We start from the raw sequence: 16,473 nt of genomic DNA, 5'->3' as shown, positions 1-16,473 counted from the left end.
CGTGACGGAAGGCACCACCTCCGCCGATGCCGAGGGTGCAGACACCCTGACCCGCCTGGAGCAGGAGGGCGAGATCGCGGCGGACTACCTGGAGGGTCTGCTCGACATCGCCGACCTCGACGGTGACATCGACATGGACGTCGAGGCCGATCGCGCCTCCGTGTCGATCATCAGCGACAGCGGCGGCCGCGACCTTCAGAAGTTGGTCGGCCGGGACGGCGAGGTGCTGGAGGCGCTTCAGGAGCTGACGCGTCTGGCCGTGCACCGGGAGACCGGTGACCGCAGTCGGCTCATGCTGGACATCGCGGGCTACCGCGCCAAGAAGCGCGCCGAGCTGTCCGAGCTGGGGGCCAAGGCCGCCGCCGAGGTGAAGAGCACCGGCGAGCCCGTCAAGCTCAAGCCGATGACCCCGTTCGAGCGCAAGGTCGTGCACGACGCGGTCAAGACCGCGGGACTGCGCAGCGAGTCCGAGGGCGAGGAGCCGCAGCGGTTCGTCGTCGTGCTGCCCGCCTGATCGGTCCCCCGCGTTTTCCGGCCCCGTCTGTTGAGCAGACGGGGCCGAACTTTGTCAGCCTGGTAGTTCTGGTGGCCGGTGTGTGAAGCACCGGCGCTGTACGGAAGGACGGTCCCCGTGACGGAGGCAGCGGAGCTTCCCCCCGCGCCCGAACAGGCGCGGGAAGTGTTTGGTGATCGCTTCGCCGATGCGGTCCGCTACGCGGAGCTGCTCGCCGAGGCGGGCGTGCAGCGCGGCCTGATCGGCCCGCGCGAAGTGCCCCGCCTGTGGGAGCGGCACATCCTCAACTGCGCGGTGCTCTCGGAGGCCGTTCCCGAGGGCGTGACGGTCTGCGACGTCGGCTCCGGCGCAGGGCTGCCCGGTATTCCCCTGGCCCTGGTCCGGGAGGATCTGAACATCACCCTGTTGGAGCCCCTGCTGCGGCGCACCAACTTCCTCACCGAGGTCGTCGAGCTGCTCGGCCTGGACCACGTCACGGTCGTGCGCGGCCGTGCCGAGGAGGTCCTGGGCAAGCTGTCCCCGGTCCACGTGGTGACCGCCCGGGCCGTGGCCCCGCTGGACCGGCTGGCCACCTGGGGCATTCCGCTGCTGCGTCCCTACGGCGAGATGCTCGCCCTCAAGGGGGACACCGCGGAGGAGGAACTGAAGGCGTCGGCCACAGCCCTCAGCAAGCTCGGTGCAGTGGAGACGTCCATCCTGCATGTGGGCGAGGGCATCGTGGACCCGATGTCGACGGTGGTCCGGGTGGAGGTCGGCGAGAGCCCGGGCGGTGTGCGGTTCGCGGCGAAGCGAGCAAAGGCGGCCCGGGCCGGCCGGGCGCGCCGTCGTCGCTGAACAGTCGAACGAGGTCGCCGTGGTCGCGTCTCGTCCGTGGTGACGTCTCGTCCGTCCTGACGACGAGACGTACTCCACACAAGCTGCCCGAGCTACGCAAGCCGGAGTGTCGCAGAGGTCCGGTCGCAGCCGCTGTGCATCGTGTTTCACGTGAAACGTCGCTCACTGCTGCACGGCATCATCAGTCGTGGCCGCGCCGCGGCCGAACCGCGCGACCGCAAGCCTCTCGGCTCACTCGGAGGGGCAGCGGAGTTGTCCACAGAGGTGGATTTCTCCACAGAACACCAGGCCTCACTGGTTCGCGACCCCGAAGGCATGGGAGGCTCTGTTCATTGCGAGCCTGAAGTCGAGGAGAGTGAATCCTTGCGGTCCGACGCCAACATCGCGGGACCGATGACCGATCCGGTCCCCGGTCCCCGTACCGAGTCGATGGGGGCGGATGTTTCACGTGAAACACCGCCTCCGATGGACGACACCCCGATCGGTCGTGCGGCCCAACTGGCGGTGGAGGCGCTGGGCCGCGCCGGCGAAGGTCTGCCCAGACCGGAGCAGACCCGAGTCATCGTGGTCGCCAACCAGAAGGGCGGCGTCGGCAAGACGACGACCACAGTCAACCTTGCCGCTTCCCTGGCGCTCCACGGCGGGCGCGTCCTGGTGATCGATCTCGACCCCCAGGGCAACGCATCCACCGCTCTCGGGATCGACCACCACGCCGAAGTTCCTTCCATCTACGACGTGTTGGTGGAGAGCAAGCCGCTCGCCGAAGTCGTCCAGCCCGTCCCGGACGTCGAGGGCCTCTTCTGCGCTCCCGCCACCATCGATCTCGCCGGTGCAGAGATTGAATTGGTCTCCCTCGTGGCCCGGGAAAGCCGGCTTCAGCGGGCGATCCAGGCCTACGAGCAGCCGCTGGACTACATCCTCATCGACTGCCCGCCCTCACTCGGCCTGCTGACGGTCAACGCACTGGTGGCGGGCCAGGAGGTCCTCATCCCGATCCAGTGCGAGTACTACGCGCTGGAGGGCCTGGGCCAGTTGCTCCGCAACGTCGACCTGGTGCGGGGGCACCTCAACCCCACACTGCACGTGTCGACCATCCTGCTCACCATGTACGACGGCCGGACGCGTCTTGCCTCCCAGGTCGCGGAAGAGGTGCGCACCCACTTCGGCGACGAGGTGCTGCGGACGAGCATTCCCCGCTCGGTCCGTATCTCCGAGGCGCCGAGTTACGGACAGACGGTGCTGACCTACGATCCCGGATCGAGTGGCGCCCTGTCCTATCTTGAGGCGGCCCGAGAAATCGCGCTGAAGGGCATCGGTATCAGCTACGACGCGAGCCAGGCCCATCTCGGCGCTCAGAACGACCCGAGCATGGTGGAGGGGATCCAGTGAGTGAACGACGGAGGGGGTTGGGTCGTGGTCTTGGCGCACTGATCCCCGCTGCCCCGACCGAGAAGACGCCGGCCCCGGCCGCGCTGGGAGGCGGAGCCTCCGCCTCTCCGACGGCCGTTCCGGTACTGACGACCGACCGCGGGGTGGCTGCGGCGAAGGTGGCCACGCTGCCGCCCGTCGCGCAGGAGACCGTCGTGGAGCCCTCGGTCTCGGAGCTGCCGGCTGCCCCAATGGGTGCCCACTTTGCCGAGATCCCCCTCGACGCCATCTCGCCCAACCCGCGTCAGCCGCGTGACGTCTTCGACGAGGACGCTCTCCAGGAGCTGGTCACCTCCATCCAGGAGGTCGGTCTCCTCCAGCCCGTCGTGGTACGGCAGTTGGGGCCTGCCCGCTATGAGCTGATCATGGGTGAGCGCCGTTGGCGGGCCTGCCGTGAGGCCGGCCTGGAAGCCATCCCGGCGATCGTCCGGGCCACCGAGGACGAGAAGCTCCTTCTCGATGCGCTGCTGGAGAACCTGCACCGTGCGCAGCTGAACCCGCTGGAAGAGGCGGCCGCCTACGACCAGTTGCTCAAGGACTTCAACTGCACGCACGACCAGCTGGCCGACCGGATCGGGCGGTCCCGCCCCCAGGTCTCCAACACGCTGCGGCTGCTGAAGCTTTCGCCGACGGTCCAGAAGCGGGTCGCCGCCGGAGTGCTCTCCGCCGGACATGCCCGGGCGTTGCTGTCGGTGACGGATCCTGAGGAGCAGGACCGGCTGGCGCACCGCATCGTCGCCGAGGGGCTGTCGGTGCGTGCCGTCGAGGAGATCGTGACCCTCATGGGCTCGCGTCCCCAGAAGCCCCAACGTCCCAAGGGTCCGCGTGCCGGCTCCCGGCTCTCACCGGCGCTGGACGAGCTGGCGACGCGGCTGTCGGACCGCTTCGAGACTCGGGTGAAGGTGGACCTCGGTCAGAAGAAGGGCAAGATCACGGTTGAGTTCGCCTCCGTGGATGATCTCCAGAGGATCCTGAGCACTCTCGCTCCGGACGAGGGGCCGGTGCTCCAGCACGAGCTCCAGGAGGGCGCGGCGGAGGACCAGGACGACTGACCCCCGGTCCAGTCATCTCGGTCGTGCGGGAAGCGGGCCGTGTCCGGTGTGTACCGGAACACGGCCCGCTCTTTTGCTTTGAGGCGGTATCGAGTGAATCGCTTCGTGGATACGATGCGAAATGGTATGGCACATCCACCGGACAGCACATGCATCTCTGAGTGGGGAGACAGGGGCCATGCGATCGATAAGCCGCACCGGACTGGTGAGCGCGGGTCTGAGTCTCGGAGTGGTCGGCGGATTCGTCGCCGGCCTGCTCAGGGAACGCAGCGCTCTGGCAGCCGCGCGTGATGCGGCGGGCGAAGGAAGCGAGGATCAGCCTTCATGGGGCGTCGGCTCGTGCCGCTCACACTGGACAACCTTCAGGACCTTCCCCCACGTTGCCGCTCCTGTGTCTTCTGGGAACTGGACCCCGTCAGCGGAGAAGCGGCCGTAAAGGCGGGCACCTCCGCGCTGGAGAAGGAGTCCTGGATCTCCGCCGTCCTGCTGGACTGGGGGTCGTGCGGCCGCGTGGTGTACGTGGACGACCTGCCGGTGGGGTTCGTACTCTACGCACCTCCCGCCTATGTCCCGCGCTCGACGGCCTTTCCCACGAGCCCGGTCTCACCCGACGCCGTCCAGCTGATGACGGCCTTCGTCCTGCCCGGTTACCAGGGGCAGGGGCTGGGCCGGGTGCTGGTGCAGACGGTTGCCAAGGATCTGCTGCGCCGGGGCTTCAGGGCGATAGAGGCTTTCGGGGACGCCCGCTGGAAGGAGCCCGCCTGTCTGCTGCCGGCGGAGCATCTGCTGGCCGTGGGGTTCAAGACGGTACGGCAGCATCCGACGCATCCCCGGCTGCGGCTGGAGCTGCGCTCGACGCTCTCCTGGAAGGAAGACGTGGAGATGGCGCTCGATCGGCTGCTGGGGGCGGTGCAGAAGGAGCCGGCGCTCAGGCCGCTCTAGTCGCTGCGCCAGCGGCGAGACATAAGCGAATGGGCCGCCCCTCGGGAGGGGCGGCCCATTCGTGTTTCACGTGAAACGTCACTCGGCGATGAAGTCCTCAAGGTCGCGAACGATCGCGGCCTTGGGCTTGGCGCCGACGATGGTCTTGGCGACCTCGCCGCCCTGGTAGACGTTCAGGGTCGGGATCGACATGACGCCGTACTTGGCGGCCGTGGTCGGGTTCTCGTCGATGTTGAGCTTGACGATCTCGATCTTGTCGCCGTGCTCGGCGGCGATTGCCTCGAGGGACGGGGCGATCTGGCGGCACGGACCGCACCAGGCGGCCCAGAAGTCCACCAGTACGGGCTTGTCGCTCTTGAGGACGTCCTGCTCGAAGGAAGCGTCGGTCACGTTCTTCAGGGTGCCGGCCACGGCGGGCTCCTTAACTCGTTCGTGGGGTGGGGCGGGGGAAGGGGAAGGTCAGACGGCGGCGGTCTCGGACTCCGTCGAGTCCTCGTCCGCGAGGGCGGACAGGAAGCGCTCGGCATCCAGGGCGGAGGAACAGCCGGTGCCGGCCGCGGTGATCGCCTGGCGGTAGGTGTGGTCGACCACGTCACCGGCGGCGAAGACACCGGTGACATTGGTGCGAGTGGAGGGCGACGCCACCTTCAGGTAGCCCTCCTCGTCAAGGTCCAGCTGGCCCTTGAACAGCTCGGTGCGCGGATCGTGGCCGATCGCGATGAACAGACCCGTCACGGCCAGGTCGGACAGTTCGCCGGTCTTGACGTTGCGCAGCTTCAGACCGGAGAGCTTCTGCTCGCCCTGTACCTCGGCGACCTCGCTGTCCCAGACGAACTTGATCTTCGGGTCGTTGAAGGCGCGCTCCTGCATCGCCTTGGAGGCGCGCAGGCTGTCCCGGCGGTGGACGATCGTCACGGACTTGGCGAAGCGCGAGAGGAAGGTGGCCTCCTCCATAGCGGTGTCGCCGCCGCCGATCACGGCGATGTCCTGGTCCTTGAAGAAGAACCCGTCACAGGTGGCGCACCAGGAGACACCGCGGCCGGAGAGGGTGTCCTCGTTCGGCAGGCCGAGCTTGCGGTGCTGGGAGCCGGTGGCGACGATGACGGCCTTCGCCTGGTGGACCGTGCCCGCGGTGTCGGTGACGGTCTTGATCTCACCGGTCAGATCGACGGAGACGATGTCGTCGGGGATCAGCTCGGCGCCGAAGCGTTCGGCCTGCGCACGCATGTTGTCCATGAGCTCGGGGCCCATAATCCCGTCCTGGAAGCCGGGGAAGTTCTCCACCTCGGTGGTGTTCATCAGGGCGCCACCGGCGGTGACGGCGCCCTCGAACACCAGGGGCTTCAGCGATGCGCGCGCGGTGTAGAGCGCCGCCGTGTACCCTGCGGGCCCGGAGCCGATGATGATCACGTTACGGACGTCGCTCACGGCTTGATTCCTCGTCTCTGGTCTGTGTCAGTCGACCGGTGGGAGCCCCTTTCAGAACTCTCACCCCACCCAACGGATCCTACGGGGCGCGCATTCCCAGTGTGTCGGGGCACACGCATACCGGGTGGGGGTGACCGATGGACCGCACCGGGAGACTCAGGACCGGGTGAAGGAGTCTTTCAGAAGCACGGCCCCGGCGGTGCCGGGCTGCTGGCGAATACAGGCCGCGTCGACGACGTAGGCCGTGACACGAGTGCTGTCACCGGGCTCCGGCAGCACGACCAGATAGGCGCTCTTCCCACCGTAGCTGCCGGTCTTCGCCGCCAGAGCCTGGTCGCTGCGCGGGATCGCCCGCCGCACACAGTCAGGGATGGGGATCTCCGTCTGCAGCAGGGTGTTGGCGCTCTCGGTGCCGGTCGGCGTGCTCTGGTTCTCCGTGATCCCGGACCGTGGGTGCTGGCTCTTGTAGCCCGGCTGCTCCGGCCTCTTTGCGGCGAGCAGGTCGTGCACCTGGTTCTGGACGCTGGCGCCGGAGAACACGCTGATGGACGGGCTCGGCGTGCCGTGTGCCGTCGTGGTGGAGCTGCCGCCGGTGAACGATTGGATCACCAGGGTCCCGGCTCCCAGCACGGCGGCGGTGAGTACCGTGCCCAGCACGAGGGCCCTACGGCGCCGGGCGCGGCCGCTCTTCTTCCGTCCGGGGCCCGTCGTCGCTTGGGGGCGCCCAGCGGGGCGGTCGGCCGGGCGCTCGATGGCGACCGATGTTTCACGTGAAACATGCGCGTCGATGTCGTCACCGGAAGTGCCGGTCTCGTTGCCGGAGGACTCGGTGCCGTCGCCGGAGAAGGCGAGGAGCGCCTCGACGGCAAGGGCGGCGTCGATCCGGGCGGCCACGTCGGCCGGCATGGGTTCGACGTCCGGCACGGACACCAGCAGTCCGCGGATCTCCTCCAGCGAGGCGTGGACATCCGCACACGGCTCGCACGTGTCCAGGTGCCGTCGTATGTCCGTGCTGCGGTCGGGAGGGAGCAGGCCTTCGGTGAGGTCGGAGATCTCCTCGACGTCCGGGTGTCCGGCCGTGTCAGTCGTGGAAGTCACGCTCGCCCACCTCCGCCCTTCACTACGGCTGAGTCGCTCGGTCCCGTGTCCGTGGGGCTCTCGTTGGCAGACCCCGTTGCCGGTGGGACGGATGTCCCCTGCACCCGGTTCCGTCCCGGACCGGGTTCTTTTCCGCCTCCGCCGCTTTCGGGCCGCAGATGGGTGAGCAACGGCAGGAGTCTCGCTCTGCCTCGGGCGCAGCGGCTCTTCACGGTCCCCGTGGGCACGTCGAGAATCCGCGCGGCCTCGGCCACGGGGTAGCCCTGCATGTCGACCAGGACGAGCGCCGCCCGCTGCTCCTGCGGAAGCGTGCCGAGCGCCTCGAACAGCTGGCGTTGCACGTCGTTGCGTTCAGCCGGCGCCGAGGCCGACTCGTGCGGCTCCAGCAACTGCTCCAGCCGCTCGGTGTCGTCGACCGGTGACGTCTTCCGGGAGGCGGCCTTGCGGGTACGGTCCACGCAGGCGTTCACCGTGATCCGGTGCAGCCACGTCGTGACAGCCGACTGCCCCCGGAAGGTATGGGCGGCCCGGTAAGCCGACACCAGGGCGTCCTGGACCGCGTCGGCGGCTTCCTCACGGTCCCCGAGCGTCCGCAGCGCCACCGCCCAGAGCCGGTCCCGATGCCGCCGCACGAGCTCACCGAACGCCTCGGGATCGCCCTCCACGTGGCGAGCGAGCAGGTCCTTGTCGCTCACCTCGTCGTATCCGGCGCCCTCCGCCATCTGCCCCCTCCGGTCCGGGTGAGACGTCAGCCCGCGAACTGCACTTCGCCGATGGCCTGCTTGAAGCCGGCACCGGAGTACAGAGTGGGGTCGTACCCCGAGTTCGGTACGGCTGTCAGCCAGACGAGGACGTACTGCGTCTTCACCGACTTGGTCACCTTCACCGTAGCGGTGTTGTCCGTCGTCGTGACCTTGCCGATCTGGGTCATCGAGTCCAGCGATGCCGGCGTCAGCGAGTCGGTCGCGTACAGCTCGACCGTCGTGTGGTCACCGCCGTAGCGCAGATCGATCGTGGCCGTGCTGAGCTGCTTGGCCGAACCCAGGTCGTAGACGATGCCGACGCCCGGCTTGTAGGGGGCGATGACCGGACCCGAGTTGAAGGTCCTGGTCCTCCAGTACGTGTTCTTGTCGCCGTCGTAGGTCTTGGGGACGTCGCCGGGGTGCTGGGGGTCGCCCTTGGCGACGAACTCCTGGCCGCCCTGGATCTTTATCGGCGTCGGCTTCGTCTTTGCGGTGCCCTTGTCGCCGTCGTTCGTCTGCTGGCTCTTGTTGGTGTCGTCGGACTTGCCGCCCTGGTCCATCAGCGCGTCCGCCAGCTGCCAGCTGCCCAGGCCGAGCGCTGCGATGAGCAGTGCCGACACCGCCCACTTCAGGGCCTTGCCGGTGCGGCTCTGGAGCGGGGGCGGCGGAGCCGCGATCGGCTGCGTGGCGCCGGCGTGTGGCGCCGGGCGGCCGTACGTGCCCTGCTGGTAGGTCGTGCGCTGGTACTCCGGCGGGGCGGCGAACGCCGGCTCCGGCGGGCGGATGCGAGGCATCTCGCCGATGGCCTTCACCAGTTCCTCCGGCGTGGTGCACGCGGCCTCGTGCCGGGACGCGGTGGCCCCGTCGTTGGCGAGCGCGCGCATGGCCAGCTCCGAGAGGCCTCGGTGGACACCGGCGCGCACCTGGTCGGGCGCGATGAGGCCGACGCCCTTGGGCAGCCCGGACAGGCCGTACGCGTCGCTCTCGTACGGCCAGCGCTGGGTCAGCGCCGCGTACAGCAGGGCGCCGATCGCCTCGGTGTCCGTGCGCTGCGGGGTGTCGGAGCTGATGCCGCGCAGCGCGGCGTTCACCGCGAGGCCGCGGATACGCCACTGCCCGGTCGAGGCCCGCAGCACGGCGTTCGGGTTCAGCCGCAGATGGGCGAGACCCTCACGGTGTGCGGCAGCCATGGCCGAGGCGATCTGACTGACCATCTGGTAGGCGTCGTGCGGCTCCAGCGGTGCCGCCGCGAGCAGCGCGGTCAGCTCGGTGGCGTCGGGCAGCCACTCGTGCACGACGTAGACGAGGTCGTTCTCCTCGACAGCGTCCAGGACCTGGACGAAGCGCGGGTCGCCCAGCAGGGCGGAGGAGCGGGCGGCAGCCAGGACGGAACGGGCCCGGGTGTGCTCCGCGGGCAGGATGTGGACGCCGACTGCACGGCGGAGTTTCTCGTCGACCGCACGCCAACTGCTGAATCCGTCCAGACGGGTGACGCACTCCTCCAGTCGGTAGCGTCTGGCGAGCTTGTGACCGCTGTGCAGTTCGGGAGGCGACGTCTTCTCTCCAGGACCGTCGATTCCGCTGCTCCCCTGCGCCTTGTCGCTGCCCTTGTCCCGCTCCGGGTTCTTGGCCACCCCGTCGGCCGTGGACTGGTCCGCCTTGGCGGTCAGCGGCTGCTCGCCGCTGTTGTCTGCCACGTCGACGGCAGCCGTGCTCCGTTCCGCCACCGTCGTCCCTGCCTCCCCATCCGTTGCACGCTGTCCGACGCCGAAACCAATTGTGCCCACAGTCCGCCGCTATGCACGACACGCGGCGGCGGACGATGGTTGTGCGCCTACCCCCGCTTCAGCGGCCCAGACGTCCGCGGACCATGCCCACGAGCGAGTTGAGTTCCTCGATGCGCATGCGCCGGGCGGCGACGAAGAAGACACCGAGCAGGACGGCACCGCCGACGAGCAGCGCGGCGAAGGAGCCGACGACGCCCTGGCCGAGGCTGTGGCCGATGCCGTAGCAGGCCGCGCCGCTGAGCAGGGCCGCCGGTACGGAGGCGATGCACAGCCGCGCGTACGTCCGCAGCACCCGGGCGCCGTCCATGTCGCCGCCGAGCCGCTTGCGCAGCCGTCGCCAGGCGACGCCCACACCGATCGCGTAGGCCAGGCCGTAGGCGGCGGCCATACCGGCGACCGCCCAGCGGGCGGGCAGCACGAAGTAGCACAGCGCCGAGGCGCCCGCGTTGACGACGGCGACGATGACGGTGTTGTAGAAGGGCGTGCGGGTGTCCTCGTAGGCGTAGAAGGCGCGCAGGACGACGTACTGCACCGAGTAGGGGATCAGGCCGAGGCCGAAGGCCATCAGCATGTAGCCCATGTTGGTGGCCGCGTCGGTGCCCGAGGAGCCGAAGATCAGCGTGCACATCGGGATGCCGAGTGACAGGAAGCCGAAGGCGATCGGGACGATGGCGACCGCGGTGGTTCGCAGGCCCTGCGAGATGTCGTCGCGGACCGCGCCCGCGTCGCCCTCGGCCGCCGAGCGCGAGATGCGCGGCAGCAGGGCGGCCATCAGGGACACCGTGATGATGGCCTGCGGCAGGCCCCAGATCAGCTGGGCGTTGGCGTAGGCGGCGAAGCCGGTGCCCGCGACGCCGGAGTCCTTGCCGGACGCCGTGGACAGCTGGGTGACGATCATGGCGCCGGCCTGGTTGGCCAGCACGAACAGGACCGTCCACTTGGCGAGCATGGCGGCTTTGCCGAGGCCGTGGCCCCGCCAGTCGAACCGCAGCCGGATCCGGAAGCCCGTCTCGCGCAGATACGGGATCATCGCCAGTGCCTGGACGACCAGACCGAGCAGCACACCGATCCCGAGCAGGCGCTGGCCCTCCGCCGGGATGTTGGTGACCGTCATGTGGGAGTGGGAGGCGGTGCCGTAGACCCAGATGAACATGCTGAGCGTCACGATGATGACGATGTTGTTCAGTACCGGGGTCCACATCATCGCGCCGAACTTTCCGCGCGCGTTGAGGATCTGGCCCATCACCACGTGGACGCCCATGAAGAAGATCGAGGGCAGGAAGTAGCGGGTGAAGGTGACCGCGACGTCGTTGGCCGCGGGGTTGGTGGCGACCGGGTTGGACAGCATGCGCACCAGCAGCGGCGCCGCGAACATCGCGAGACCGGTCAGTGCGGCCAGCGCCACCATCACCAGGGTCAGCAGGCGGTTGGCGAACGCCTCGCCGCCGTCGTCGTCCTCCTTCATCGCCCGCACCAGCTGCGGTACGAAGACCGAGTTGAGGCCGCCGCCGACGGTGAGGATGTAGATCATCGTCGGCAGCTGGTAGGCGACCTGGAAGGAGTCGCCGAGGAAGTAGAGGCCGAGCGCGGAGACGATCAGCGCGGAGCGGACGAAGCCGGTCAGGCGGGAGACCATCGTGCCCGCCGCCATCACGGCACTGGACTTCATCAGGTTGGCCGCCTTGCCGCCCTTCTTCGCGGCCGTGGCGGGCGCCTCGGAGTCGGGGACGGCGGTCAGGGCCATGGTGGAGGCAGAGGCCTCCGGCTCCCCGCCGCCGTGCGGCCCGGCGGGCGCCGGTGCCGCGGCAGGGGCGGGCACCGGGGGCTGCGCGGGGTTGCCGGTCCCGGCCGGGTAGGCGGTCCCGGCGTACGGGTCGCCCTGCTGCGGGCTCTGCCCGTATCCCTGCGGGTACTGGCCGGCCTGGCCGTACCCGGCGCCCTGGGTCGCGGCCGGCCCGGGGTAGGGCGAGGGATCGGCGGGCACGTGGCCGCCGCCCTGCTGCTGGTCCTTGAAGAGATGCGCGAAGGCGTCCGGCTCGTGGTGCTGCTCGCCGGAGTGCGTGACCAGGTCGTCCACTCCCACGAACCGGGTCGTGCGCGGGTTGTCGCCGTGGGGCAGGTACGGGCCCGCGCCCTCCGGCTCCGGCGCCGGGGTCTGCGCCCACACCCGGGGGTCGGGGGCGTGCGGCGACTGGTCGGGCGAGGCGTACATCTGCTGCTGACCGTAGCTGCCCGGCGGGGGCGGCGGGTGTGCGGCGCGGTCGTAGAGCGCCTCGGCGACCGGGTCCTGGGCGGCCAGGTCCTGCGCCCGGTAGGGGTCCTGGTCGTAGGCGTCCTGGAGGTACATGTCCGCAGCGTGCTGCGGCGGTACCTGGCCGGGCTCCGGCGGCGTCTCGGGGTAGCCCGAGCCGGCCGCGCCCTGGCCGCGATCACCGTCGTACGGCGCGTTCATGCTTACCCCACCTCATCGTCCCGGGCCCACCGGCCACGACATCGCTCAACGGTCCACTCTCTCACCCGTCCCGGACGGGTCGGCGTTTTCCGCAGCGGTGTCCGGCGCAGGGTCACTCGGCTGCTCCGGGTCGTCTGCCCCTGTGCCGAGGCCGGAATCACCGGGTTCCTGCGGGAGACGATCCGAGGGTGCGTCGGGGTTCCCGGGCTTGTCACCGGCCTCCCCTGCCGCGTCCGGACCGTCCTCGTCGGCCTGCCGGGCGGCCGCGCGCTTGCGCTGGGTGTACATCCGGAATCCCGCGAGGACGAGGAGCAGCACGCCGCCGCCGATGACCAGCATCACGGTGGGCGTGACCTCGGTGACCTTCACGTCGAAGCTGACGGCGTCGCCGTACTCCTGACCGTCCTCGGTGTACAGCTGGGCGACGACCGTGACCCGGCCGTTGGCGTTGGCCGCGGTGGCGAACTTCACGGACTGGCTGTGCCCGCCGGAGATCTCCACCGGCTGCTCGGAGTAGGCCTTGCCGCCGATCTTCAGACGCGTCGGGTTGGACGAGGTGAGGCGCAGGATCAGGTGGCCGACGGGCTGGACGAGATTGTTCTGGACGGTCACCGGGATCGTGGCGCTGCGGCCGGAGAGCTTGGTCTCCGACTTGTCGATCAGCTTGACCTGGGCGGCCAGATCGTCGAGCCACCCCTCCACGCCGTTGCGGAAGCTGCCCGCGTCCCCGCTCCTGCCGCGCCACGACGTGGACATCTCACGGTTTATGGCCCGCCCGAACGGCGTGACGACGCGAGAGCGGTCGGTGAGGATCACCTGGAAGTTGTCGAGCTTGTCCTGGGTGCGTGCAATCTGCTGGAACGCCGACACGGGCAGTTCCTGCTTGCGCAGCGAGGACGGGTAGTACTGCGTGGAGGGGATCTGAGTGGTGGCGTTCGGGTCCGGCTTGTCCTTGGCCGCCGAGGTGAGGTCCTGGGACTGTGACCAGTTCGCACCGTCGAGCGCCTTCAGCGCCGCCGCCATCGCCTGGGCCTGGCTCGCCGCGGGCATCCGCTGCGGGGCGACGACGATGCTGCGCTGCTCGTCGGTCTGGGCGTTCACCTCAAGGCTCTGGGCCAGGAACTGCTGCACGGCCAGCGTCGAGGTGTCGGCCTTGGTCAGGTCGCCCTCGAAGGCCGTGGACAGCCGGGCGTCGGAGACCACCGCCGTGGTGCCGCCGCCGACCGGGCGGGCGGCGGAGGGCGTGTACGACAGCCCGGCGGTCTCCTGGAGGCTGTCGCTGCGGGCGATCACCCGGTCGGCTCCCGCGGACGTCGCGACCTTCATGATCGACGGGTCCACGGCGCCCTCCACCGGCCAGGCGAAGTCCGTGGTCGGTGTGACGTGGAGCACGGTCTTGACGGTGATGGCGGCGACGTCGGTGGCGTCCTTGAGGTGGCTGAGCGAGCCGGTGACGCCGGTGCCGTTGTGCGCGAGGGACGCCAGGTCCGGGTCGCCGAACGGCAGCGCGACGACCTCCTTGCCCGCCACCGCGTTCTGGAGGTCCGCCAGCCACTGCTTGGCGACCGCCTGGTGCGCCTTCGGGCCGGGTGTGGTCGTGCCGTTGTCACCGGGGAGCCGGTAGTTGCCGGTCGCCATCGCGTCCACGGAGGCCAGCAGGTCCGGGTCGATCACCCAGGTGACGTCGAGGTCCTTGCCGAGATCCACCATCTGGGCCAGCCGGCCGCCCGGAGCCAGCTCCTTGGCCAGGTCGTCGTTGAGGAACACCGGCGTCTGCAGCTCGCCGGCGCCCGTCTTGGCCGTCATGTGGACCGTGGAGATCAGCGGCCACAGGAACGTCGTCTTCGTCTTGCTGCCGGCGTCGGACGGCTGCCACGGCAGGAACGTCTGCTGGACGCCGAGCACCTGGTCCCAGGCCTGGGCGGGGGTCTGGCCGGACAGGGAGACGCCGAATTCGTAGACACCGTCCGCGCCGAGGTCGAGCTTGTCCACCGGGACGGAGATGCTGAAGTGCTCGGCGACGCCCGGGTCCAGCTTGGCGAACTTCTCCACGTACTTCCCGCCGACCTCGGACCCGGCGGCGCTCTGCGGGTCGTCGGAGTGCTGGGCGATGCTGTCGATCTCCGAGCGGGTGGTCACCATGGGGCCCACCCGCAGGCCTACGTGGGCGCTGGTGACGGGCTGCTTGCCGTTGTTGGTGACCGTGCCGGACACGGTCAGCGTGTCGCCGTCGGTGGGGGCGCTCGGGGTGAGCGTGTCCAGGGCGACGGACACCGTGCCCGAGGAAGCAGCCTGGGCGGGCGCGGCAGCGGGCAACTGGAGCAGACCGGCCAGCAGTGGCGCTCCGGCGAGCAGCGCTCCGGCGCGCCGCACCCAGCGGCGGGCAGGGGAGGCACTGGTTGCCTGGAAGTCAGCCGCCTCGGCCACGCTCGCCCGTCCCTCGTCGTCAGTGGTCGTCGGAATGTGCGTCCACGCATGGTAACGAGGCGCGGAGAGCGGAAGTGCCGCGGTGCCCGTCACAAGATCGAAGAACTCCGGCGACCTGTCCTCTATATCCAGTATCGAGTGGAGAGCTTCCCAACGCCGCAAGAGCAGCTCTTGCACGGGTATGCCGGAAGCTGTCCGGGCCCGCTTTCACCGGGCGGTCCCGTGATCTTCACCGGGCCGCCCCGGGATAAAATCGAGGACACCCCTGGTCGCCGGTGCACGTACCCTCTTCTGTTGTGCCGAACCCCAACGAAGACACTCCCTCCGCCCTGAGCCAGGCGCAGCAGCGCGCGGTCGCCGAGCTGCTGCGGGTGGCCCCCGTCGCCGACGATCTCGCCCGCCGATTCCAGGAGGCGGGGTTCTCCCTCGCCCTGGTCGGCGGATCGGTGCGCGACGCGCTGCTCGGCCGGCTCGGCAACGACCTGGACTTCACCACCGACGCCCGCCCCGAGGACGTACTGAAGATCGTCCGGCCCTGGGCGGACGCCGTCTGGGAGGTGGGCATCGCCTTCGGCACGGTCGGTGCGCAGAAGGACGGCTACCAGATCGAGGTGACCACCTACCGGTCGGAGGCGTACGACCGCACCTCACGCAAGCCCGAGGTGTCGTACGGCGACTCCATCGAGGAGGACCTGGTCCGCCGGGACTTCACGGTCAACGCGATGGCCGTGGCGCTGCCGCAGAAGGAGTTCATCGACCCGCACGGCGGCCTGGAGGACCTGGCCGCGCGGGTGCTGCGGACGCCGGGCACGCCCGAGGAGTCGTTCTCGGACGATCCGCTGCGGATGATGCGGGCCGCCCGGTTCGCCGCCCAGCTGGACTTCGCGGTCGCCCCCGAGGTCGTCGCCGCGATGACGGACATGGCCGAGCGTATCGAGATCGTCTCGGCAGAGCGGGTCCGGGACGAGCTGAACAAGCTGATCCTCTCCACGCACCCCCGCGAGGGCCTGGCCCTGCTCGTCGAGACCGGGCTGGCCGACCATGTGCTGCCCGAGCTGCCGGCGCTGCGCCTGGAGCGGGACGAGCACCACCGGCACAAGGACGTCTACGAGCACACGCTGATCGTCCTGGAACAGGCGATCGCGCTGGAGCAGGAGGGCCCCGATCTCACGCTCCGGCTCGCCGCGCTGTTGCACGACATCGGCAAGCCGCGCACCCGTCGCTTCGAGAAGGACGGCCGGGTCTCGTTCCACCACCACGAGGTCGTCGGCGCCAAGATGACCAAGAAGCGCATGACTGCTCTGAAGTACTCGAATGAGCTGGTGAAGGACGTCTCGCGGCTGGTCGAACTGCACCTGCGCTTCCACGGCTACGGCGCCGGTGAATGGACGGACTCCGCGGTCCGCCGCTATGTCCGTGACGCGGGGCCGCTGCTGGACCGTCTGCACAAGCTGACCCGCTCGGACTGCACCACCCGCAACAAGCGGAAGGCGGCCATGCTGTCCCGGGCCTACGACGGTCTGGAGGAGCGCATTGCCCAGCTCCAGAAGCAGGAGGAGCTGGACGCGATCCGCCCCGACCTGGACGGCAACCAGATCATGGAGATCCTGGGCGTCGGCCCCGGCCCGGCCATCGGCAAGGCGTACAAGTACCTGCTGGAGTTGCGCCTGGACAACGGCCCGATGGAGCACGATGCGGCGGTGGCGGCGCTCAAGGAGTGGTGGACCGAGCAGAGCTGAGGGAGCAGAGCGGGGTCATGTTTCACGTG

The 16,473-nt window shown here is 69.5% G+C and carries 13 protein-coding genes; 6 read left to right on the top strand and 7 right to left on the bottom strand.

Annotated elements, in window-relative coordinates:
- The first annotated feature begins 1 nt into the window (after position 1).
- From AC4OXY_RS25985 to AC4OXY_RS25965, 5 genes are all read left to right on the top strand, one after another.
- Positions 2-514 (top strand): Jag family protein, encoded by a 513-nt coding sequence (locus AC4OXY_RS25985; RefSeq protein WP_356025869.1) that lies wholly within the window; start codon positions 2-4, stop codon positions 512-514.
- A 117-nt stretch (positions 515-631) separates the two neighbouring features.
- The gene (rsmG, locus tag AC4OXY_RS25980; RefSeq protein WP_356025866.1) at positions 632-1,348 is read left to right on the top strand and encodes a 16S rRNA (guanine(527)-N(7))-methyltransferase RsmG; all 717 of its coding nucleotides are present in this window, start codon (positions 632-634) and stop codon (positions 1,346-1,348) included.
- A gap of 315 nt (positions 1,349-1,663) precedes the next feature.
- Positions 1,664-2,737, top strand: a complete 1,074-nt coding sequence (locus AC4OXY_RS25975) for a ParA family protein (protein WP_356026185.1) — start codon at positions 1,664-1,666, stop codon at positions 2,735-2,737.
- Positions 2,734-3,828 (top strand): ParB/RepB/Spo0J family partition protein, encoded by a 1,095-nt coding sequence (locus AC4OXY_RS25970; RefSeq protein ID WP_356025864.1) that lies wholly within the window; start codon positions 2,734-2,736, stop codon positions 3,826-3,828. Before AC4OXY_RS25975 ends, AC4OXY_RS25970 begins: the two co-directional genes overlap by 4 nt.
- A gap of 324 nt (positions 3,829-4,152) precedes the next feature.
- Positions 4,153-4,770, top strand: a complete 618-nt coding sequence (locus AC4OXY_RS25965; RefSeq protein WP_356025862.1) for a GNAT family N-acetyltransferase — start codon at positions 4,153-4,155, stop codon at positions 4,768-4,770.
- A gap of 78 nt (positions 4,771-4,848) precedes the next feature.
- On the opposite strand, the gene trxA is transcribed toward AC4OXY_RS25965, so the two are convergent.
- From trxA to AC4OXY_RS25930, 7 genes are all read right to left on the bottom strand, one after another.
- Positions 4,849-5,181, bottom strand: a complete 333-nt coding sequence (gene trxA / locus AC4OXY_RS25960) for a thioredoxin (RefSeq protein ID WP_356025859.1) — start codon at positions 5,179-5,181, stop codon at positions 4,849-4,851.
- Positions 5,182-5,229: 48 nt separating this feature from the next.
- Positions 5,230-6,198 (bottom strand): thioredoxin-disulfide reductase, encoded by a 969-nt coding sequence (gene trxB / locus AC4OXY_RS25955; protein ID WP_356025857.1) that lies wholly within the window; start codon positions 6,196-6,198, stop codon positions 5,230-5,232.
- Between the two features lie 156 nt (positions 6,199-6,354).
- A complete protein-coding gene (locus AC4OXY_RS25950) occupies positions 6,355-7,296 on the bottom strand; it encodes an anti-sigma factor family protein (RefSeq protein ID WP_491991143.1) in 942 nt (313 codons plus the stop codon).
- Positions 7,293-8,018 (bottom strand): RNA polymerase sigma factor SigM, encoded by a 726-nt coding sequence (gene sigM / locus AC4OXY_RS25945; protein WP_491991142.1) that lies wholly within the window; start codon positions 8,016-8,018, stop codon positions 7,293-7,295. Before sigM ends, AC4OXY_RS25950 begins: the two co-directional genes overlap by 4 nt.
- Before the next feature lie 26 nt (positions 8,019-8,044).
- Positions 8,045-9,766, bottom strand: a complete 1,722-nt coding sequence (locus tag AC4OXY_RS25940; RefSeq protein ID WP_362820670.1) for a protein kinase family protein — start codon at positions 9,764-9,766, stop codon at positions 8,045-8,047.
- A 118-nt stretch (positions 9,767-9,884) separates the two neighbouring features.
- A complete protein-coding gene (gene murJ, locus AC4OXY_RS25935) occupies positions 9,885-12,278 on the bottom strand; it encodes a murein biosynthesis integral membrane protein MurJ (RefSeq protein WP_491991141.1) in 2,394 nt (797 codons plus the stop codon).
- Between the two features lie 45 nt (positions 12,279-12,323).
- Entirely contained in the window at positions 12,324-14,705 is a 2,382-nt protein-coding gene (locus AC4OXY_RS25930) for a DUF6049 family protein (protein WP_362820669.1), read from the bottom strand.
- Between the two features lie 296 nt (positions 14,706-15,001).
- Between AC4OXY_RS25930 and AC4OXY_RS25925 the strand changes: the two genes are divergently transcribed.
- The gene (locus tag AC4OXY_RS25925; protein WP_491991140.1) at positions 15,002-16,444 is read left to right on the top strand and encodes a CCA tRNA nucleotidyltransferase; all 1,443 of its coding nucleotides are present in this window, start codon (positions 15,002-15,004) and stop codon (positions 16,442-16,444) included.
- Positions 16,445-16,473 lie beyond the last annotated feature (29 nt).

This window comes from Streptomyces sp. HUAS MG56 (assembly GCF_058673395.1).
This window is presented reverse-complemented; position numbering and strand designations above follow the sequence as displayed.

What these genes read in the sequence shown, in the direction of transcription:
- AC4OXY_RS25975 (WP_356026185.1), top strand. Translation starts at nt 1,664, where the DNA reads ATGGGAGGCTCTGTTCATTGCGAGCCTGAAGTCGAGGAGAGTGAATCC.
- AC4OXY_RS25965 (WP_356025862.1), top strand. Translation starts at nt 4,153, where the DNA reads ATGGGGCGTCGGCTCGTGCCGCTCACACTGGACAACCTTCAGGACCTT.
- sigM (WP_491991142.1), bottom strand. Translation starts at nt 8,018, where the DNA reads ATGGCGGAGGGCGCCGGATACGACGAGGTGAGCGACAAGGACCTGCTC.
- murJ (WP_491991141.1), bottom strand. Translation starts at nt 12,278, where the DNA reads ATGAACGCGCCGTACGACGGTGATCGCGGCCAGGGCGCGGCCGGCTCG.